Below are 19,994 nucleotides of genomic sequence, written 5' to 3'. Positions count from 1 at the left end.
ATACCATACGACTACCAATAATTCTCTACTGCAATATTACCTTCACCACGACGATTCATCGTTAAACCTCGTTGTTTAAGTGCCTCTTTTGTATCCTCAACCATCTGAGGATTACCACACAACATCACATGACTACTGGCAGGGTTCAAAGCTAATCCTGCTGCTTTCTCTAATTCACCATTACCAATTAAAATTGGGAGTCGATCATGTAATGCGGCTTTAGGATCACGGGTAACAATTGGAATGAATTTAAATCCAGAATGCCCTTCACCAAATGATGCTGCGATTTCTTCAATACGTTCCACATAAGCCAACTCAGACTCTGTGCGAACGCTATAAACTAGATGAATATGTTTATATTTATTCCAAGTTTCAAAGTCTTGTAACATGCATAGAAATGGTGCAAGTCCAGTACCAGTCCCCAATAGCCAAAGATCTTGTGGTAAAGGTTGTTGATACCTTGCCAAAGTCAAATAACCATAAGATATTTTATCTAAATAAAGTTCATCACCAACTTTAAGGTGTTGCAAATTTGACGTAAATGCACCATCGGGAACAACAATCGAAAAGAATTCTAAAGTTTCATCAAAGGGCGAAGAAACAACAGAATAAGCTCTTACAACTAGCTCACCGCCAACCATTAAACCAATTCGCGCAAACTGCCCTGCACTAAATTTAAAATGAGCAGGTCGAGTCAGGGTAAAACTAAAAAGATTGTGAGCCCAACGATGAACAGATAGAACTTTTTCTACGCTAAATTTTTCAATTGACATGATTTGAACGTGGCACGAAACAGTAGGCTCATGTTAGCATGATCGAATAATTGATGGATACTCAAAACATTAAGGCTATTTAACATGCGCATGACCTTACGCCAATTGGCTGTTTTCGTGGCGGTTGCACAAGAAGGAACGGTAACCAAAGCGAGTGATGCTGTCAGACTGACACAAAGTGCAGCAAGTATGGCTTTGGCTGATTTAGAAGATGGCTTAGGTGCGCCTTTATTTGACCGTTTAGGCAAGCGTTTACAACTGAATGATTTGGGGCGTTTTTTATTACCTCAAGCCTTAGAAATTTTGGGTCGCTGTGAATCTTTTGAGCAAGCAGCCAAAGGTGAATTACAAAGTATTGACCTTAGATTGGGAGCAACGCTCACAATCAGCGACTACTTGATGCCTGATTTAATGGCTGATTTCTTACAAAAACACCCACAGGCACACTTACAATTACAAGTCGGCAATACTCGCCAAATGATTGAAGCAGTGAATCAATTTCAGCTTGATTTAGCCTTGATCGAAGGTTCGTGTCATTTGCCTCAATTGCAATGTATCCATTGGCGAGATGATGAGCTTGCAGTTTGCTGTGCGCCTGATCATCCTCTAGCAAAGTTAGATCGCCCAATTACACCAGCAGATTTCCATGAGGTTGAATGGATTTTACGTGAAGAAGGCTCAGGCACACGTGAAGTTTTTGACAATGCGATTTTACAAGATCTACCAGATGCCAATATCCGTTTAACCCTCGGTCATAACGAAGCAATCTTAAAAATTGTTGCTGGTGGTTTGGGCATGTCTTGTGTTTCAAGACTCGCGATTGAACCGCTGGAGGAGAAAGGTCAATTGGTTATTCTTAATACACCTTATTGGCAATTAACTCGCCCATTGTACATGTTAGTGCATCGTCAAAAATACCAAGGTCCTGGACTCAAAGCCTTTTTACATTTTTGTGAAGATCAGGTTTAAACCTGATCTTTTTTTACCAACGTGAATCATTTTCACATGGCTCACCATCATGATCACTATCCATTTTTGTATCTGGACAATTTCTTACAAACCAACGTGCCTCTTCAAGTGATCGCATTTGAGAACAATGTTTTCTACCATCACATTGAAAATGATTAGGGTTGCTATTTACTGCTTGAGTATTTGCTATTTCTAAGGTTTCCTGTATTACAGGTTGATTTGTCAATTCATTACGATGCAAAGAGTCTTGAATAAAACCATACACAAAATAGCCGATTATGCCAAAAATAATGACTGTAATAATTGTCCCAAAAAAACCACCTGATTCATTCTTTCGTTTAGTTTTTCTTCTTGAATGAGATACGATACGTTTGGGTGTTGTGTTATATGAATTTCGTGATGAGGAATTTACTCGTTCCGACGTTGTATGTTGCGAGTTTTGTGATGAAAAACTCCAATTTACGGTATTGATTTCTTTAGTTTTACCAACAATTCTCAAAGTATTTTGGGTGTTTTGTAAACCCTCTAAAGCACGCTGACAACTTCTTAAAAAGTCATTTTGATTGGTCAATTGGAAATTTTCATGTACCACTTTATTACGCATAGTGGCTATCCAACGTATATTCTTCACTAGCCCAACTTCAAGCTGATATTCAATGCTAGTTAATTTTTCATGCAAACCACGCCCAGTAGCTCCAAATTTTTGCTCCAGCAATGCTTCCAAAGCCTTACTTTGAGTAACTACAATATCAATATCACTTTGCATAATGGCACCCCCATTCTTTATTATATTTTTTAATTATTCCAGTTTTTAGCATCAGATTACCCCAAAAAATTCAACACGTAATATATCAAATTTGACATCATCACAAAAAATAATGCTGCCCTGTTAGACTGCGATAAAGTAAAAGCAAGTATTTTTATTTGCTGATGAGCGATTCATCATGCATTCTCCTAACGTCGAAAGTTTGATAACAATTCTGATGTAATCGATTCATTATGAGCCAATATTTTATTTTTTTTAGTTTTTGCAGGATTCGGATCTACTCGTTCAATTTGTACTGCTTTAAATTTTCCATTATTTTCTAGGGCTACAAATTTTACTTTTTCATTTCGTTTCGGCTCACCTTCCGATGCAGGAAAATCTGAAATATGAAAAAAGATCTCGCCTTCAGCAGTTGCAATAAAACCAAACCCTTTGTCTGGATTATATTGTTTAACTTTTCCCTGATAAAATTCTTTCTTCATGACATTCACCTAATTTTGCAAGTACTGTATTTCAGTATATAAAAAAAGAGACTTTAAATCCTCCCCTGAAAATAGTACGGTTGGATTAAGTCTCTTTTTTTAAGCATATTTTCAAAAATTAATCTTTTTGAACACTACCAAAAATCTTATCACCCGCATCACCAAGACCTGGAACGATATAGCCATCCTCATTCAAACCTTGGTCAATTGATGCCGTATAGATACGTACATCTGGGTGCGCAGCTTCTACTTTTGCAACACCTTCAGGTGCCGCAACCAAAACCATAACACGGATATCTTTACAACCACTTGCTTTAAGCACATCAATTGCCGCAATAAGTGAATTACCCGTTGCCAGCATTGGATCAATAATCATCGCTAAGCGATTCGCAACATCAGGTACTAATTTTTTATAGTAAGTACGAACCTCTAAAGTCGCCTCATCACGCTCTAAACCCAATACACTCACTTTGGCACTTGGGATCAAGCTCAGTACGCCTTCAAGCATACCAATTCCAGCACGTAAGATAGGAACAATGGTAATTTTCTTGCCTGCGATACGTTGAGTCGAAACTTTACCTGCCCAACCATCAATTTCATGATCCACAACAGGTAGATCCTTAGTCGCTTCATAAGTCAGTAGCATCGTGACTTCTTGCGCCAATTCACGGAAGTTCTTTGTGCTAATGTCTGAACGGCGTAATAAACCAAGTTTATGACGAATAAGCGGATGGCGAATTTCTTGAATCGACACGAGTAAGTACCTAACTAATATTAATCTTTAAGTATTATAGAGTGTTTTTTTACTCTTCATTAAAAAAAGCCCCCAAATTTTGGAGGCTTTTTTGTACAAATCAGATTATCGGATGATTACTGTTGTTGAGATAACATGAAATGTAATGGAGAAAGAATCTCTGATTTCAATGCTAAATTGATCATTGGATCTGGGTATATACCAAGTAATAATACAAGCAATGCTGCACCAAGTACCATGATACCACCAACTTTAGTTCCCCAATGTGCATCAGCATCAATACGAGGTGTTTCTGGTGGTGTCATATACATCACCACCATGACACGTAAGTAGTAATACAAGCCAATACCACTTCCGACAACGACCATTGCAGCCAAGAACCAATGTTGAGTTGTTACAGCAGCCATTATCACAAGGAATTTACCAATAAAACCTGCAGTTAATGGAATCCCTGCTAATGACAACATCATCACGGTTAATGTTGCAGTCAAGATCGGACGACGCCAGAACAAACCACGGTAGTCTGCAAGACTTTGTGCTTCATCAACGTTGTTATATGGACTAGACATTAACGCAACTGCACCAAATGCACCGATTGTGGTGAGTACATAAGTAATCACATAAACCGTTACACTGCCTAAACTTGCATAAGTCATACTAATCAAAGCAATCAACAAGTAACCAAAGTGTGCAATTGATGAATAACCAAGGATGCGTTTTAAGTTAACTTGACGTACTGCAAGTAAGTTACCGACCAAAATTGATAACACAGCAATGACTGTCAAAACAGTCACTATTGATTCAACTAAGATTGCACCAGAACTTAATAAGTAACGTACAAATAAACCAATCGTTGCAACTTTGGCAGCTGTAGCTAAGAATGTCGCCATAGGTGCTGGTGCACCTGCATACACATCAGGCGTCCATTTATGGAATGGTGCAAGTGAAAGCTTAAATGCAACAGCAAAGATAATGAGACCTAAACCTAATAGCACCATTGGTTGCTTGATCGCAGTCATCAAAGCTTCAACAGAATCATAGAATGACAATGAACCTGTATACGCATAGATATATGCCATACCCATCAACAACATCGCAGATGCAGTTGCTGAAAGTACAAGATACTTAATTCCCGCTTCTAAAGATTGGCTACGTTGATGCGTGTAAGCCAACATACCGTACACAGGAATTGACATTAATTCTAAGCTGATAAAGAACGAAGCATAATGAGAGCTAGCAACCATCAACATCGCACCTGCTACTGAACACAGTAGCAAGATGTATAACTCTTCACGATTGTCTTTATACGTTTCAATGTAGGCATGTGAAAGCGTGCTACAAGCCAAAGCAGCAATCAAAATCAAGAATTGGTAGAGCATGGTAAATGGATCAACCATAAACATGCCCATCACGTTCGCAGGAACAAAGTGTCCACTAAACATGGTGTATGCAATAAAAATTGCAGAAAGGTTTAAACCGACCACCGTCGTTGTTGCGACAAGATTATGATTACGTTTAATCGCAATCAATAACATCACAACAACAGAGGTCAATGCCACAATCATCACTGGGACAAGCGGCATAAGCTCAGAAAAAGAAAGTGTGAAGTTCATGGTTTATCGCATCTCCACTTGTTCAAGTTGAGTTGCAGTCTGTTGAACAGTTTCAACAACTTCTTGTACTGGCATATAACTATTGACTAACCACTGCATGCTTGAATGTGACATATCCAAGAATGTCTGTGGGTAAAGTCCTAACCAAAGTAAACCAATCACACAGATCATCAAAATGCTCACTTCACGTACTGATAAATCTTTCAGTGGACTCGGATAGTGTTGCTTTTGTTCAGTATTTGGTTCGCCAAAAAGTGCTTTGTGAATCAGAATCAGACCGTAAAGACCTGCAAATACTAAACTTACTGCAGCAATGATTGTGAATGCAGGATAAGCTTTGAATGAACCCATAAGAATTAAGAATTCACCAATAAAGTTACCTAGACCAGGTACACCGACAAGTGCTGCAACAAAGAACATCAAGAAGAATGGTAAATATTGCAGTTGACCACGAAGACCACCCATTAAGCGTAGATCACGTGTGTGTAAACGCTCATACACTTGACCCGACATAATGAACAATGCAGCAGATGACAAACCATGTGCCAACATCATGATCATCAGACCTTGGAAAGTTAGAATATTACCTGCGTAGATTGCAAGTAAAATGAAACCCATGTGTGAAATAGACGTATACGCAAGCAGACGTTTCATGTCTGTTTGTTGATACGCTAAGAATGCACCGTAGAAAATACCAATCAGACCCAAAATGATTGCAATATCAGCAAACTGAGCTGACGCTGCTGGGAAGAATGGAATTACGAAACGAAGTAGACCGTACGCTGCTGTCTTAATCAAAATACCAGCCAAGTCCACAGAACCCGCTGTTGGTGCTTGTGCATGCGCATCAGGTAACCAACCGTGTAATGGGAATACAGGTAATTTAACTGCAAAACCAACAAAGAAACACAACATAAATGCATATGCAACTTCTGGAGGTAAGTGGTTTGCAACAGCCAATAAGTAGCTGTAATCAAAACCAATCATACCTGTCATCATATATCCATAGACCACTAAGCCTAAGATACCGATTAACATGATTAAACCAGCGATTTGTGTATATAAGAAGAATTTAGTTGCAGCATAAACACGTGAACGACCATTTGATCCTGAGTGTCCCCATAACGCAATCAAGAAATAGACTGGTACAAGCATCATCTCCCAGAAGAAGAAGAACAAGAATAAGTCAATTGCAAGGAATACACCGATGACCCCACCTAAACTCCAAAGGAGGTTTAAGTGGAAGAAACCAACATTCTTTTGAATTTCACCCCATGAACAACCAACAGCAAGCACACCCAGTAACGCTGTAAGTAAAACCATGAGTAGAGATAAACCATCCACAGCCAAGTGAATGCTAATCCCTAAAGTCTGAATCCACGGGAGATGGAATTCAGCAGCCCAAGTTGGGACTTTACCGCCCAACTCGTAGCTATATGTACCAGTTTGCCATAGTGCAATACCCAAACCAAAGGTAATGAGCATACCAATCAAGGCAATCCAGCGTGGCAAATGTTGGTCAAATTTATCAACCAACCAACAAATAAAACCAGCAATGAAAGGAACTAAAATCAGTGCGGGTAAAATTAAATTGTTTTCCATTTTATTTCCCCACAACCTGAATCACGATCAAGATTATCAATAACACCACTACACCGAGTGACATGCTTGATGCGTATTCACGCAATGAACCTGTTTGACGCGAACTTGTAAAGCTATTACCACCTTTCACAAGTGCAGGTAGCACTAACCATAAACCATCAATTGGATCACGACCTAAGATTTTCGCAATCAATAAATATGGTTTTACAAAAACGATGTCATACAAAGCATCAAAACCAAATGCGGTACGGCAAATGTGCGCTAAACCAGAACCCAAAGACGTTTGAGCAAATGATTTAACCGCACCATACGCAAAGGCAAATAAGAAAATACCAACAACCAAACCAACAAGGGCAACACCACTTGCTAAATGTTCTGCATGTGCAACGGCTTCTTCTAAAGTTTCAGGAACAACAAAGCTTGGAATACTTGCAGCGGTCAATAATTTTGCAACAGGTGCTTGTAAGAAATAACCAATACCTGTTGATAAGGTCGCAAGAATTGCAAGCGGTGCCCAGTAAGTCACGCCATGAATGGCATGTGCATGGGTTTTTTCTTCGCCAAAGAATACCACCCAGATTAAACGGAAGGTATAGATAGACGTTAAGAATGCACCCACAACACCAACCCAGTACAACGTATTATAAAGTGGAAGGTTTGCAATCGTAGACTGTGCATATACTGCACCTAAAATCGCATCTTTAGAGAAGAAGCCAACTGTTACGATTGGAAGTGCAGCTAATGCGCCACCACCGATGACGAAACACCAGAATACGAATGGAATCTTTTTACGTAATCCACCCATTTTGAAAATGTTTTGTTCGTGATGACATGCAAGAATTACGGCACCCGAAGAAAGGAACAATAACGCTTTGAAGAATGCGTGAGCAAGCATATGGAATAAACCAGCTTGATACGCCTCAGCACCCACCGCCATAAACATATAACCGAGCTGACTCATGGTTGAGTAAGCCAAGATACGTTTGATGTCGGTTTGAACTAGCGCTGCAAAACCAGCTACAAGCAATGTCACAGCACCTGTAATCGAGATGAACTGCATCACTTCTGGTGCCATTTCCATCACGGAGAACATACGGCAGCATAAGTACACACCTGCTGTAACCATTGTCGCAGCATGGATCAATGCAGATACTGGTGTCGGACCTGCCATCGCATCAGCTAACCATGTTTGTAATGGAATTTGCGCTGATTTACCTGCTGCACCCAAGAACAACATTAATGCTGTCCAAATTGACAATGATGAGCTTTGCGTCATCACAGTCGCTGCATGTTCAACAATGTACTGTGTATTCAACGTACCAAACTGTTGATAAAGCAAGAACAATGCGATGAGTAAGAAAACATCACCCACACGTGTTACGGTGAATGCTTTGATTGCTGCCCAACCATTTGCAGGGTTTGAGTAGTAGAAACCAATCAAGAGGTATGAACACAGACCTACGCCTTCCCAACCTAAGAACAATAACGCCAAGTTATCGCCGAGTACCAACAACAACATGCTGGCAACGAACAGGTTGAAATAAGAGAAGAAACGTGCGTAATCTTCTTCACCACGCATATACCATGATGCAAAGATGTGAATCAGGAAACCAACACCTGTAATCATACCTGTCATCAATAATGACAAACCATCAAGGTGCAAGCTGATGCCTGGCTCAAAACCGCCAACACTGAACCACGTCCATAAGTGTTGAACAAAAACAGTTTGGCCACTGCTGGTAAATGCAAGGCCAGCGATTAAAGCAAATAAGGCAGATAAACCAACTGAACCGACACCAATAATGGCAGCGACATTTTCAGACAGTTTGTTACGCCCTGCCGCTAACAGGATAAAACCAATGAGCGGGAATAAAACGGTTAAATATAATGTACTCATCCGCGCATCTCACTAGCAGCATCCACATCCAAGTGATGGAAGCGATGATAAAACTGAAGGACGATCGCAAGACCAATACACGCCTCGGCAGCAGCAAGCGTTAGGATCAAAATGAACATCACTTGTCCATCTGGTTGAGCCCAAACACTACCTGCCAAAACAAATGCCAATGCAGCAGCATTCATCATCACTTCAAGGCTCATTAGCATAAATAATAGGTTGCGTCGCACCATTACACCGTAAAAACCGAGTGCAAAAAGGATGGTTGCAACAATCAAACCATGTTCTAAAGGGATGTGTCCCATTATTCTTTATCCTCTTCTGCACTTGGTTCACGTTTGCCAAGGTGATATGCAGCAACTAAGGCTGCAAGCAATAACATCGCGGCAACTTCTACCAATAATAGATAGTGAGTAAATAATGCTTGACCGACTGCTTTAGGACCTACAATTTCTGTACCTAATGGTGCAGAAATTGTGGTGTATTCTCCACCCAACATCCAAACCAAAACCAAGCCCAATAAGAAACTCATTAATGCAGGATATGCCCATGCATCAGAAGTTAACCATTTACGTTCTTGTTCAACCGTATCTTGTCCAAGGTTCAACATCATGACCACGAAGACGAACAACACCATGATTGCACCAGCATAAACAATAATCTCAAGTGCACCAGCAAAAGGCGCACCCACGATCATGAAAATACCAGCAACAGCAAGTAAAGAAACGATTAAACTTAAAAGAGCATGTACGGGATTCGTATTTGTCACAACACGTATTGTCGATACGATGGCCACAAGTGCCATCAAATAAAATGGCCACATCATGGTAATAAGCTCCGTACATCAACTGGTGCACTTTCTTTTTGTGCCTGACCTTTTTCCTTACCATTTACTGCCATACCAGTGACACGGTAGAAGTTATAGTCAGGATATTTGCCTGGGCCAGAAATCAATAAGTTTTCTTTTTCATAAACCAAGTCTTGGCGTACATATTCAGCAAGTTCAAAATCAGGCGTCATCTGAATTGCAGTTGTAGGACAAGCTTCTTCACACATACCGCAGAAAATGCAGCGTGAAAAGTTGATACGGAAAAATTCTGGATACCAACGTCCATCTTCTTTTTCCGCTTTTTGTAATGAAATACAGCCAACAGGACATGCAACCGCACACAGGTTACATGCCACACAACGCTCTTCCCCATCTGGATCACGCGTCAAGATGATACGACCACGAAAGCGTGGAGGCACAATTTGTTCAGCTGGTACTTCTGGATATAAAATCGTATCACGTTTACGTGTTACATGGCTAAACACCATCCACAACGAACGGACAATCGATCCAAATCCAGCTAGAATTTTATACATTTTGTACTCCTTGCTGTCCTAGGCCTGATTCATCAGAATCACAGCACCAGTCACTAACAAGTTGACCAACGCCAATGGCAAACAAACTTTCCAACCAAAATTCATCACTTGGTCATAACGTGGACGCATCAAAGAACCACGCGCCAATACAAACATCATTACAAAGAATGCTGTTTTAATCACGAACCAAAAAACTGGTGGAACAAATGGAATTTCTAAATTAAATGGTGCAAGCCATCCGCCGAAGAATAACGTTACGATCAGTGCAGAGATTAAAACCACGTTCACATATTCCGCAACGAAGAACATCCCCCACTTCATCCCACCATATTCAACGTGATAACCTTCCGCCAATTCTTGCTCAGCTTCTGGTTGGTCAAATGGATGACGATGCGTCACTGCAACACCAGCAATAACAAAGATAATGAAACCAATGAATTGTGGAATAACAAACCAAACATCACGTTGAGCTTCAACGATTTCACGTAGGTTGAATGAGCCTGCAATCGCAACCACACCCATCAATGAAATACCCAAGAACACTTCATAAGAAATAGTTTGAGCAGCAGAACGAAGACCACCGAGTAACGAGTATTTGTTGTTAGACGCCCAACCACCAAATAGCACTGCATAAACTGCGATACCCGCCATTGCCATAAAGAACAATAGACCGATACTCATATCCGCAACGCCCAGTGTAGGACTTACTGGGATCACCATAAACGAAAGTACCGCAGTTGCCATCGCAACTGCTGGTGCTAAACGAAAAGTCAGCTTGTCAGCAAACTTTGGTGTCCAGTCTTCTTTGAACATGATCTTGAGCATGTCGGCAACGATCTGGAACATACCACCCGGACCAACACGGTTTGGACCATAACGGTCTTGCCATAATGCCAAGAGACGACGCTCAATAAATGACATTAATGCAGCAACTAAAACCACCACCAACAGGATCACAACTGCTTGAATCACTGAATAAGCGATTGGCCAGTTCTCAGCCCAAAGTGGCGTTTGACGTATAATTTCTTGATTCATGAATTACACTCCTACTGCCACAGACACAGGCTCTGCCAATGAAACGGTTGGTGCTAGACCAATTGGATAACCAATATAGCCTGTTGGTAAATATTCGATGACCTGTACAGGTAAGCTGATGCTCGTTTCGCCTGCTTTCACTGTAATACGTTGACCATCTTGAACATTTAAGCGCGTCGCATCTTGTTCACCCATGGCAAACATCGCTTCAGGAATACGTGATTCCATTGCTGGTGTTTTAATGGTGAATTCACCTGAACCAAAGATATGGTGCATTGGCACAAGACGGAAGCTTTCAGGATTCACAACCACGGCAGTCGGTGCAACATAGCTACGTGCAGGACGTTTAGCTAAACGATCAAATAGACGCACACCTGAATCACCGCCTTTTAAGTGACCACCCACTTCATCTTGGTATTTATTCCAAGCTTGTGGCGAGTTCCAACCGGCAGCCCATGCGAAAGGTACTAGCGAAGAAGCTGTCTGATTACCGACATAACCTTCCATCGAGAACGTTAATGCTGAATCTAGATCAGTTGGCTGTTTAGGTTCATGAACAGATAATGGTGCACGCATTGCAGTACGACCTGAGTAACGACGTGGCTCACGTGCAATTTTCAAACCATGAACACGATAACCTGCATCTGGTGCAACATCTTGAATCGCTTCAAGTACTGGTACATTCTTCACGATGTCATCAATTACATCATCAAGCAATGTCCAATCGACTGCTTTACCTTTAAGACCTGTCTCAACAGCATGTAACCAACGCCATGATTCTTTGATCGCATATTCAGGTTTGTAGTAGCTTGGGTCATACACTTGATAGAAACGTTGTGCACGACCTTCTTGACTCACTACAGTGCCATCACCTTCAGCAAAACTTGCTGCTGAAAGAACGATGTCTGCAAGCTTCACAGTCTCAGTTTCGCTGTGATCCAATACAATCACAGTCTCAGCCTTGTCAAATGCAGCTTTGATTTGAGCAGCAGGTAAACGACGGAACAAGTCATTTTCAACAATAACCAGTGTGTCGTAGTCTTGGGCAAAAGCTTGTTCTAAACTTAAACCACCGAATAATGCTAAGCCCATTGAGTTCACTTCAGGAACAGTCAACGACAGCCCTGCATTTTCGCCGAGATTTAAAGCGACTTGAGCCGCAGCTTCCATGATCGCAGGATCTTGTAAACTCGTACCAGAAATAATCAAAGGCTTTTTCGCTGCTTTCAAGTTATCTGCAATGGTTTGCGCAAATGCTTTTGCATCATCAGCCAAACCAGAAAGCGCTTCGCCTTTAACAGCAGCCGCAACCGCGAAACCTAAACGTGCGATGTCATTTGGCGATGCAACTACTTCACCCGTTGCCACATCCGCTAAACGTGTTTGCGTTGCAGCAAGAATATAGATTGGAGATTTAGCATCTTGACCAATACGTTGTACAGGCTCTGCCAACCAATCGGGTGTACGTGTTTTAGCTGCCATTTCTTTGGCTTTATTTTTCGCTGCTTGGCGAACCGATAAAGCCATACGTGGCGCAGTTTGAGTTAAGTCTTCACCCAAGATCAACACCGCATCGTAACTTTCAATTTCACGCATATTCGGGTTGTAAATACCCTGTGTTTGCATGATTGAAGCAGCTAATTCAACCAGATTTTGCTCTTTTTGAGACATACCTGTTGAATAGTTGGCTTGACCAACAAGTTGGCGAAGTGCGTAGTTTGATTCCAAGCTTGCACGAGGAGAACCGATACCCAAGACTTTTTGGCCTTTCAACTCAACAATTACTTGATCTAATGCAGCATCGACACTCAAAGTTGTAATGTTATCTTTAAGCTGTAGTCGTGGTTGACGTGGACGATCTTCACGATTCACATAACCTGTACCGAAACGACCTTTATCACACAAGAAGTATTGATTTATTGAACCATTGAAACGGTTTTCAACACGACGGATTTCGCCATAACGCTCACCCGGTGAGATGTTACAGCCCGAAGAACAGCCATGACATACGCTTGGAGCATACTGCATATCCCATTTACGGTTATAACGTGCTGAATGCGTCTTATCGGTAAATACACCAGTTGGGCAGACTTCAGTCAAGTTACCAGAAAATTCAGATTCCAAAGTACCTGATTCTGGACGACCGAAATAAACACGTGATGCATTGGCATAGACACCAAAGTCTGTACCACCCGCATAATCTTTGTAATAGCGTACACAACGATAGCACGCGATACAGCGGTTCATTTCATGTGCAATAAACGAACCCAACTCTTGGTTATGATGGGTACGCTTCGTGAAGCGATAGCGACGACGGTCATGTTGCGTCATCACCGTCATATCTTGTAAATGACAGTGACCACCTTCTTCACAGACTGGACAGTCATGTGGGTGGTTGGTCATTAAGAATTCGACGATTGATGCACGAAAATCTGTTGCTTCTTTGTCTTCAATAGAAATAAAGGTATTGTCGGCAGCTGGTGTCATGCAAGACATGACTAAGCGCCCACGTGTATCTTCCGCATTATTATATTGCGTAACAGCACATTGACGACAAGAACCAACAGAACCTAAGGATGGGTGCCAACAAAAATACGGGATGTCGATACCAAGGCTGAGACATGCTTGTAGCAAGTTTTCAGAGCCATTGACTTCATACGATTTTCCATCGACATGAATTGTAGCCATAGTCGAATTCCTTAAGCTTGTTCTACGTCAAGAGCAGGAGCATGGGTTTTAACCTTTGCTTCAAACTCATGGCGGAAATATTTTAATGCGCCCATAAGCGGCTCCATCGCACCCGGTGCATGAGCACAGAAAGTTTTACCGATCCATAATTTACGAGTCAGTTCTTGTAAATGATCGATATCTTCTTTCTTACCTGTACCTGTTTCGAGTGCTTTCAGCGCTTTGACTGCCCAAGGTAAACCATCACGGCACGGTGTACAGAAACCACATGATTCACGTGCAAAGAACTCTTCTAAATTACGCGTTGCAGAGACCATACACTGGGTTTCATCAACCACCATCAACAAACATGTTCCTAAACGTGAACCTGCTTTCATGATGCTTTCAGCGTCCATTGGCAAGTCAATGTGCTCAGCTGCTAAAAAGTCAGTCGAAGCACCACCTGGCAACCATGCTTTCAAAGTGAGACCATCACGCATACCACCCGCATGATCTTCAATCACTTCGCGCGCAGTTGTACCAAAAGGAAGTTCCCAAAGTCCTGGGAATTTCACCTTACCTGATGCACCATAGATCTTCGTACCTGGATCTTTAGACTTATGTGCAGAAAGGTTGATATACCATTCTGGACCACGCAACATAATCGCTGGCAAGTTATTATAGGTTTCAACGTTATTGACAATCGTTGGACGACCCCATGCACCAGCAACTTGTGGGAATGGTGGTTTAGTACGCGGATTGGCACGACGACCTTCAAGCGAGTTAATCAATGCAGTTTCTTCACCACAGATATAACGCCCTGCACCCGTGTGCACATGCATCTCAAAGTTCCAACCAGTACCGAGGATGTTTTCACCCAAGTAACCTTTGGCACGAACTTGCTCTAATGCTTCATTTAAGTATTGAGCTGCTTCGATGTATTCACCACGAATGAAGATATAACCATGCGTTGCTTCAAGGGTATAACCTGCGATCAACATACCTTCGATCAATTGATGTGGAAGTTTTTCCATCAACAAACGGTCTTTAAAGGTACCTGGTTCCATTTCATCAGCATTACAGATCAGGTAACGTGGACCTGAATTGTCGTTTGGCGCCATCAGTGACCATTTGATCCCTGCTGGGAAGCCTGCACCGCCACGACCTTTAACTGTCGCAGCTTTAATCACGTCAAGTACATCTTTTGGTGGCATGCTGAGCGCTTTTTTGAAGCCTGCATAACCTTCTAAAGCTTCGTATTCATCAGCATTACGTACAGCATCTTGCTTACTCAAACGCCAAGTGAGTGGATGAGTTTCTGGATTACCGTCGCCATAAATTGGTTTTGGTTCAGTATTCATACATACTTCTCCAATAACTGTTTAACTGATGACACATCCACTAAACCGTGAGTATCTTCATCAATCATTAACGTTGGACCTTTATCACAGTTGCCTAAACAGCAAATTGGGAGCAAGGTGAAACGACCATCTGCTGTGGTTTGTCCATACTGAATGCCTAACTCTCGCTGAAATGCTTCTGCTAAAGTTTCTGCACCCATCAAGAAGCATGCAATTGAGTCACATAACAAAATCACATGACGACCTACAGGTTGGCGATAAATACGGTTATAGAACGTTGCTACACCCTCTAAATCTGCCACACTGATTGTCAACAATTGCGCAATCGCATTCATTTGAGCGTCATCTACCCAGCCATTACGACGTTGTACGCATTTTAATGCATCCAATGATGCCGCACGTGGATATGGATAGTGATCAATATGGTGTTCAATGTCATGGATTTCTTCAGCAGTCAAAATCCCTTCAACATTCACACGAGGTTTTTTATCAGTCAAAATCATCATAATCGTTTACCCCTAGCGATCCACGTCAGCCATAACCACGTCAATGGTCGCCAAATAAATGATCAAGTCAGAAACCAAACTGCCATTAATCACAGAAGGCATTTGCTGCAAATGTGTGAAGGTCGGTGTACGAATACGAGTACGGTAACTCATGGTTGACTTGTCTGAAGTCAAATAATAAGTGCTCGCACCTTTCACCACTTCAGTCATAAATGATGACTCACCTGCAGGCATGACAGGACCCCAAGATACGCTCAAGAAGTGCGTAATCAAGGTTTCAATATCTTGTAATGTCTTATCTTTTGGTGGTGGAACAGCCAGTGGATGATCCGCTTTATAAGGACCAGATGGCATGTTGTCCAAGCACTGTTGAATAATTTTCAACGACTCAGTAATTTCACGGAAGTGAACCAAGACACGTGCATATGCATCGCCTTCATATTCCACTGGAATATCAAAGTCGAAGTTTTCATAACCACTGTATGGACGATATTTACGAACGTCAAAGTCAATACCCGTTGCACGTAAACCAGTACCCGTTACACCCCAAGCCAACGCAGATTTAGCGTCGTATTGAGCAACATTGCGGGTACGACCAATAAATACTGAGTTTTTAAGTGCCGCAGTGTAGTACTCGTTCAAACGTTTTGGCATCCACTCTAGCAATTCTTTAACAAGTTTTTGCCAATTGTTTGGAAGGTCATGCGCCGTACCACCAATACGGAACCATGCTGGATGCATACGGTAACCCGTGATCGCTTCAACGATGTCATAGACTTTTTGACGGTCTGCGAACATATAGAACACAGGGGTCATACCACCCGCATCCTGAATCGCTGTACCACAGAATAATAAGTGGTTATTGATACGGAATAATTCGTTTAACATCACACGAATGACTTGCGCACGCTCAGGTACTTTAATACCAGCAAGCTGCTCAACTGCCATCACATAAGGCATGTTTTGCGCACAACCGCCCAAGTAGTCAACACGATCGGTATAAGGAATAAATGAATGCCATGTCTGACGTTCAGCCATCTTTTCCACACCACGGTGGTGATAACCAATATCAGGTACGCAATCTTTCACTTCTTCACCGTCCAACTGCAATACCACACGGAACGCACCGTGCGCAGATGGATGGTTAGGACCTAAGTTGAGGAACATGAAGTCTTCATCAGCGTTACCGCGTTTTAGACCCCAGTCTTCTGGTACGAAACGTAAGTGTTCTTGTTCGAAATCTTGTTTCGCTTGATCTTGCATATATGGCGTATATTCTGTCGCACGCGCAGAATATTCTTTACGCAACGGATGACCTTCCCAATAGGTTGGCAACAAGATACGACGGAGCATAGGATGCTCTGCGAAATCGATGCCAAACATATCGTAAGCTTCACGCTCGTACCAGTTGGCATTTGGCCAAATATTGGTTGCGGTTGGGATGCTTAAATCATTTTCATTTAATGCAACTTTAATACGAATATCACTATTACGCTCAAGCGATAACAAATGATAAAACACAGTAAAATCTGATGCTGGTAAACCATCACGGTGAACACGTAAACGCTCATCAACCGCAGATAAGTCAAACAGCATTACATAAGGACGTTCCACTTTACGGAGGAACATAAGGACTTCTTGCACGCGTGCGCGCTCAACCCAGACTGTTGGAAACTCTTCAAAAGTCGCCTGCACATAGAAGTTCTCACCAAATTTGGTTTTGAGCTCTTCTACGATTGCAAATGCTGGGCGTGAATCAACTTGCGTTGACTCTGGCATAGCAATGTCAGTTTCAGCCATTGGCTTGGCTTCCTATTTAATACAAATTCTGGCAATTTTCCCGATGATCATGTCTCTTCAGACATGTCACAATTCATCGTTCAAATTATTTAATTTCATCCATAGAGCGTAAGTTTTTCACCGCAATACGTTCCGCATTTTTACGATCGCGTTCTGGCATCATCTTTGGCTTATACACAGGCTGAAGATCATCACCAATCACCGCTGAAAGTGGACGGCGCTCTAGTTGAATTTGGTCTTGAAGTAACATCAATGCTTGGATCAATGCTTCTGGACGAGGTGGGCAACCTGGGATGTACACATCAACAGGAATAATTTTATCGACACCTTGTACTACAGAATAGATGTCGTACATACCACCAGAGTTCGCACAAGCACCCATAGAGATGACCCATTTAGGCTCAAGCATTTGTTCATACAAACGTTGAATTACAGGTGCCATTTTGACAAAGCAGGTTCCTGCAACAATCATTAAATCTGCTTGACGTGGTGAAGCACGAATAACCTCAGCACCAAAACGAGACAAGTCATGTACACCAGTTAAAGTCGTCGCATATTCAACATAACAGCATGATGTACCGAAGTTAAAAGGCCATAAAGAGTTTTTACGTCCCCAGTTCACTGCGGTATGCAACACATCTTCAAGACGTGTCATCATCACACTTTTATTCACTTCTTCCTCAAGAGGATCAGTTACGATTTGACGATCTTGTAATGGATACTGATCGGCATCTGGATTCGCACGGGTTAAAGTATATTTCATCCCGACTTACTCCTGTTCAAATGATGATGTAGTCGGTGTTTTAGACTTAACACGACCAGAAGACTGTGCTGGAATATGACCAGTAGGATCGACAACAAGCTCTTCAATATTATTGAATCGAGTAATGTCAGCAATATTCATATTCGGTGAACCAATTTTTGTTGTCACACCGGCAGATTTACGACGATCTACAGGTGCCCAATTCAGCGCGCCTACAGAAATTGCATAAACCAAAGCGATCAAAAGATCGACAACAAAAATAACGACCGTGGTAAATCCAAACCAACCTACTTCACGAACTGATGTCGACCATGCGTAGAGGTAAAGAGCTTCCAAGTCAAAGACAACGAAGAAAATTGCAACTAAATAGAATTTGGCTGACAAGCGGATACGAGCACCGCCCGCACCAACTACACCTGATTCAAACTGCTCTTGCTTCGCACGCCCCCATGCTTTACCCCCGAGGAGTAAGGGAACTGTAAGCATAAAAACGCAAAGAAATGTAACGCCGATCACGAAGGCGATAATCGCCCAATCGTATGGAGTAATGGCACTCATGCGGGGATAACTCCTGGCAGGCCTATTTTTAACAAAGAATGTATGTATTGGCCTTCAAATACACCAAACACAAAATTAATCCCGCCAATTGTACCTGATTTCTAATTTCTCATGCTAGTTGAAGCGCTTTAGTCTTTAGGATGATTTTGTTGATTAATTTCCTGATACGACCTAGATCGCTACAAATTCACCCTTAAAAATCGAATTATCAAATCGACTAACCAATGTTAATCATTTTTTTCTTTATTCTTGCGCCAAAAATATCCGCAACTTGTCATCAATGCTCAAAAATATTGCAGCATGAACTAAATCATTGCATTGATACAAATTTGTGCTGAAAATTTAAACAAAATTTATATAATAGCCCGACCTAATTTACCCCAAAGAAAAGTGTCAGCATTGAGGCTGTTCATACCTGTGCCGAACAGATTCGCCGACACATGAGCCAAACTCCTATTTCAATTGATCAATAGCAGCATTTTTTCATTCAGCTTAGCATTGGCCTGTGCATTTGCACGCCCGAAAATCACCAGCCGATTGAGCATTTATTCAAGCAGGCGGACAATGCGCTTTACCACGCAAAAAGATAGGGCCGAAATCAGGTTGTCATTTCGACATAATATGTTGCAATTCAGCTACATGCTTTAATTAACTTTATACACTATTTGGCCGAGAGATCGATATTCTAAAAGTAGCAAACAAGGAGAAAAATATGCATTTAGAATATACACATGACTCAGATTATTTCTTTTTTTCACAGCTGCTGATGCGGCACATTGAAAGTTATATTCAAAAACACCCTGATGCTGATAATGCAATTTTCGACCTAAGAGATATCTATGAAGTCTTTAGAGAAGACTTTGCGGCAACAACAACCAATCTTGAAAGTATTCTAAACATTGCTGATAGCTATAAAGTTGAAACATTAAATGGAGATCAACCATTGATTAAAAGTTATAAAATAGACGTAAAAAATAATTCATTACTTCTAGATTTTAATATAGATGCACTGAATGGCTTAAGGTCTGGTCATCCATTAATCGAGCCTGATTCATCTATTCATGAATAAGCAATATTTATGCT

Annotated in this window: 19 protein-coding genes and 1 pseudogene; 3 read left to right on the top strand and 17 right to left on the bottom strand. The window is 41.5% G+C overall.

Translation table 11 applies throughout. The features are described 5' to 3' along the window. Positions 1 to 11 precede the first annotated feature (11 nt). On the bottom strand, positions 12 to 773 hold the full coding sequence (locus tag ABLB98_RS03070) for a ferredoxin--NADP reductase (RefSeq protein WP_348882823.1): 762 nt from the start codon (positions 771 to 773) through the stop codon (positions 12 to 14). Between the two features lie 84 nt (positions 774 to 857). Here ABLB98_RS03070 and gigC point away from each other — a divergent pair, with 84 nt between their 5' ends. Then, complete coding sequence (gene gigC, locus ABLB98_RS03065) at positions 858 to 1,742, top strand: LysR family transcriptional regulator GigC (protein WP_348882824.1); 885 nt, start codon at positions 858 to 860, stop codon at positions 1,740 to 1,742. A 13-nt stretch (positions 1,743 to 1,755) separates the two neighbouring features. On the opposite strand, the gene ABLB98_RS03060 is transcribed toward gigC, so the two are convergent. From ABLB98_RS03060 to ndhC, 16 genes are all read right to left on the bottom strand, one after another. Continuing rightward, positions 1,756 to 2,508, bottom strand: coding sequence for an excalibur calcium-binding domain-containing protein (locus ABLB98_RS03060; RefSeq protein WP_348882825.1), 753 nt, complete (start codon positions 2,506 to 2,508; stop codon positions 1,756 to 1,758). Between the two features lie 188 nt (positions 2,509 to 2,696). Then, positions 2,697 to 2,990, bottom strand: coding sequence for a cold shock domain-containing protein (locus ABLB98_RS03055; RefSeq protein WP_004663739.1), 294 nt, complete (start codon positions 2,988 to 2,990; stop codon positions 2,697 to 2,699). A 118-nt stretch (positions 2,991 to 3,108) separates the two neighbouring features. Then, on the bottom strand, positions 3,109 to 3,744 hold the full coding sequence (gene upp / locus ABLB98_RS03050; protein ID WP_004663741.1) for a uracil phosphoribosyltransferase: 636 nt from the start codon (positions 3,742 to 3,744) through the stop codon (positions 3,109 to 3,111). 116 nt (positions 3,745 to 3,860) lie between these two features. Beyond that, a complete protein-coding gene (gene nuoN, locus ABLB98_RS03045; RefSeq protein WP_348882826.1) occupies positions 3,861 to 5,357 on the bottom strand; it encodes an NADH-quinone oxidoreductase subunit NuoN in 1,497 nt (498 codons plus the stop codon). A gap of 3 nt (positions 5,358 to 5,360) precedes the next feature. Then, positions 5,361 to 6,959: an NADH-quinone oxidoreductase subunit M gene (nuoM, locus tag ABLB98_RS03040; protein WP_348882827.1), complete on the bottom strand. Its 1,599-nt coding sequence runs from the start codon at positions 6,957 to 6,959 to the stop codon at positions 5,361 to 5,363. 1 nt (position 6,960) lies between these two features. Then, positions 6,961 to 8,856: an NADH-quinone oxidoreductase subunit L gene (gene nuoL / locus ABLB98_RS03035; protein ID WP_348882828.1), complete on the bottom strand. Its 1,896-nt coding sequence runs from the start codon at positions 8,854 to 8,856 to the stop codon at positions 6,961 to 6,963. Beyond that, on the bottom strand, positions 8,853 to 9,161 hold the full coding sequence (nuoK, locus tag ABLB98_RS03030; RefSeq protein WP_004638057.1) for an NADH-quinone oxidoreductase subunit NuoK: 309 nt from the start codon (positions 9,159 to 9,161) through the stop codon (positions 8,853 to 8,855). Before nuoK ends, nuoL begins: the two co-directional genes overlap by 4 nt. After that, on the bottom strand, positions 9,161 to 9,679 hold the full coding sequence (gene nuoJ / locus ABLB98_RS03025; RefSeq protein WP_171063546.1) for an NADH-quinone oxidoreductase subunit J: 519 nt from the start codon (positions 9,677 to 9,679) through the stop codon (positions 9,161 to 9,163). The genes nuoK and nuoJ overlap by 1 nt, the downstream gene beginning before the upstream one ends. After that, entirely contained in the window at positions 9,679 to 10,221 is a 543-nt protein-coding gene (gene nuoI / locus ABLB98_RS03020) for an NADH-quinone oxidoreductase subunit NuoI (protein WP_004663751.1), read from the bottom strand. The genes nuoJ and nuoI overlap by 1 nt, the downstream gene beginning before the upstream one ends. A gap of 18 nt (positions 10,222 to 10,239) precedes the next feature. After that, positions 10,240 to 11,256 (bottom strand): NADH-quinone oxidoreductase subunit NuoH, encoded by a 1,017-nt coding sequence (gene nuoH / locus ABLB98_RS03015; RefSeq protein ID WP_004663752.1) that lies wholly within the window; start codon positions 11,254 to 11,256, stop codon positions 10,240 to 10,242. A 3-nt stretch (positions 11,257 to 11,259) separates the two neighbouring features. Next, positions 11,260 to 13,944 carry an NADH-quinone oxidoreductase subunit NuoG gene (gene nuoG / locus ABLB98_RS03010; protein ID WP_348882829.1) on the bottom strand — a complete coding sequence of 895 codons (2,685 nt, stop codon included), beginning with the start codon at positions 13,942 to 13,944 and terminating at the stop codon, positions 11,260 to 11,262. Positions 13,945 to 13,955: 11 nt separating this feature from the next. Continuing rightward, positions 13,956 to 15,284, bottom strand: coding sequence for an NADH-quinone oxidoreductase subunit NuoF (gene nuoF, locus ABLB98_RS03005; protein ID WP_348882830.1), 1,329 nt, complete (start codon positions 15,282 to 15,284; stop codon positions 13,956 to 13,958). Continuing rightward, positions 15,281 to 15,790 carry an NADH-quinone oxidoreductase subunit NuoE gene (nuoE, locus tag ABLB98_RS03000; RefSeq protein ID WP_004675093.1) on the bottom strand — a complete coding sequence of 170 codons (510 nt, stop codon included), beginning with the start codon at positions 15,788 to 15,790 and terminating at the stop codon, positions 15,281 to 15,283. Before nuoE ends, nuoF begins: the two co-directional genes overlap by 4 nt. A gap of 12 nt (positions 15,791 to 15,802) precedes the next feature. Next, on the bottom strand, positions 15,803 to 17,590 hold the full coding sequence (gene nuoC / locus ABLB98_RS02995) for an NADH-quinone oxidoreductase subunit C/D (protein WP_348882831.1): 1,788 nt from the start codon (positions 17,588 to 17,590) through the stop codon (positions 15,803 to 15,805). A gap of 85 nt (positions 17,591 to 17,675) precedes the next feature. After that, a complete protein-coding gene (locus ABLB98_RS02990; RefSeq protein ID WP_004638049.1) occupies positions 17,676 to 18,353 on the bottom strand; it encodes an NADH-quinone oxidoreductase subunit B family protein in 678 nt (225 codons plus the stop codon). A gap of 6 nt (positions 18,354 to 18,359) precedes the next feature. Next, positions 18,360 to 18,911: an NADH-quinone oxidoreductase subunit A gene (ndhC, locus tag ABLB98_RS02985; protein ID WP_004663758.1), complete on the bottom strand. Its 552-nt coding sequence runs from the start codon at positions 18,909 to 18,911 to the stop codon at positions 18,360 to 18,362. A 410-nt stretch (positions 18,912 to 19,321) separates the two neighbouring features. Here ndhC and ABLB98_RS02980 point away from each other — a divergent pair. Beyond that, positions 19,322 to 19,501 (top strand): annotated as a pseudogene (locus tag ABLB98_RS02980) (GGDEF domain-containing protein); the annotation flags it as partial. A gap of 122 nt (positions 19,502 to 19,623) precedes the next feature. Continuing rightward, positions 19,624 to 19,980: a hypothetical protein gene (locus tag ABLB98_RS02975; RefSeq protein WP_005158632.1), complete on the top strand. Its 357-nt coding sequence runs from the start codon at positions 19,624 to 19,626 to the stop codon at positions 19,978 to 19,980. The last annotated feature ends 14 nt before the right edge of the window (positions 19,981 to 19,994 follow it).

The organism is Acinetobacter yuyunsongii, assembly GCF_041021915.1.
Lineage (GTDB): Bacteria > Pseudomonadota > Gammaproteobacteria > Pseudomonadales > Moraxellaceae > Acinetobacter.
The sequence above is the reverse complement of the archived record's forward strand: the minus strand, read 5'-3'. Positions and strand labels throughout refer to the sequence as shown.

Coding starts and splice junctions, on each gene's coding strand:
- ABLB98_RS03055 (WP_004663739.1), bottom strand. CDS start 2,990: ATGAAGAAAGAATTTTATCAGGGAAAAGTTAAACAATATAATCCAGAC.
- ABLB98_RS03060 (WP_348882825.1), bottom strand. CDS start 2,508: ATGCAAAGTGATATTGATATTGTAGTTACTCAAAGTAAGGCTTTGGAA.
- nuoM (WP_348882827.1), bottom strand. CDS start 6,959: ATGGAAAACAATTTAATTTTACCCGCACTGATTTTAGTTCCTTTCATT.
- nuoF (WP_348882830.1), bottom strand. CDS start 15,284: ATGAATACTGAACCAAAACCAATTTATGGCGACGGTAATCCAGAAACT.
- ABLB98_RS03070 (WP_348882823.1), bottom strand. CDS start 773: ATGTCAATTGAAAAATTTAGCGTAGAAAAAGTTCTATCTGTTCATCGT.
- ndhC (WP_004663758.1), bottom strand. CDS start 18,911: ATGAGTGCCATTACTCCATACGATTGGGCGATTATCGCCTTCGTGATC.
- nuoJ (WP_171063546.1), bottom strand. CDS start 9,679: ATGTGGCCATTTTATTTGATGGCACTTGTGGCCATCGTATCGACAATA.
- nuoE (WP_004675093.1), bottom strand. CDS start 15,790: ATGATGATTTTGACTGATAAAAAACCTCGTGTGAATGTTGAAGGGATT.
- gigC (WP_348882824.1), top strand. CDS start 858: ATGCGCATGACCTTACGCCAATTGGCTGTTTTCGTGGCGGTTGCACAA.
- nuoG (WP_348882829.1), bottom strand. CDS start 13,944: ATGGCTACAATTCATGTCGATGGAAAATCGTATGAAGTCAATGGCTCT.
- nuoC (WP_348882831.1), bottom strand. CDS start 17,590: ATGGCTGAAACTGACATTGCTATGCCAGAGTCAACGCAAGTTGATTCA.
- nuoK (WP_004638057.1), bottom strand. CDS start 9,161: ATGGGACACATCCCTTTAGAACATGGTTTGATTGTTGCAACCATCCTT.
- nuoH (WP_004663752.1), bottom strand. CDS start 11,256: ATGAATCAAGAAATTATACGTCAAACGCCACTTTGGGCTGAGAACTGG.
- nuoL (WP_348882828.1), bottom strand. CDS start 8,856: ATGAGTACATTATATTTAACCGTTTTATTCCCGCTCATTGGTTTTATC.
- nuoN (WP_348882826.1), bottom strand. CDS start 5,357: ATGAACTTCACACTTTCTTTTTCTGAGCTTATGCCGCTTGTCCCAGTG.
- nuoI (WP_004663751.1), bottom strand. CDS start 10,221: ATGTATAAAATTCTAGCTGGATTTGGATCGATTGTCCGTTCGTTGTGG.
- ABLB98_RS02990 (WP_004638049.1), bottom strand. CDS start 18,353: ATGAAATATACTTTAACCCGTGCGAATCCAGATGCCGATCAGTATCCA.
- ABLB98_RS02975 (WP_005158632.1), top strand. CDS start 19,624: ATGCATTTAGAATATACACATGACTCAGATTATTTCTTTTTTTCACAG.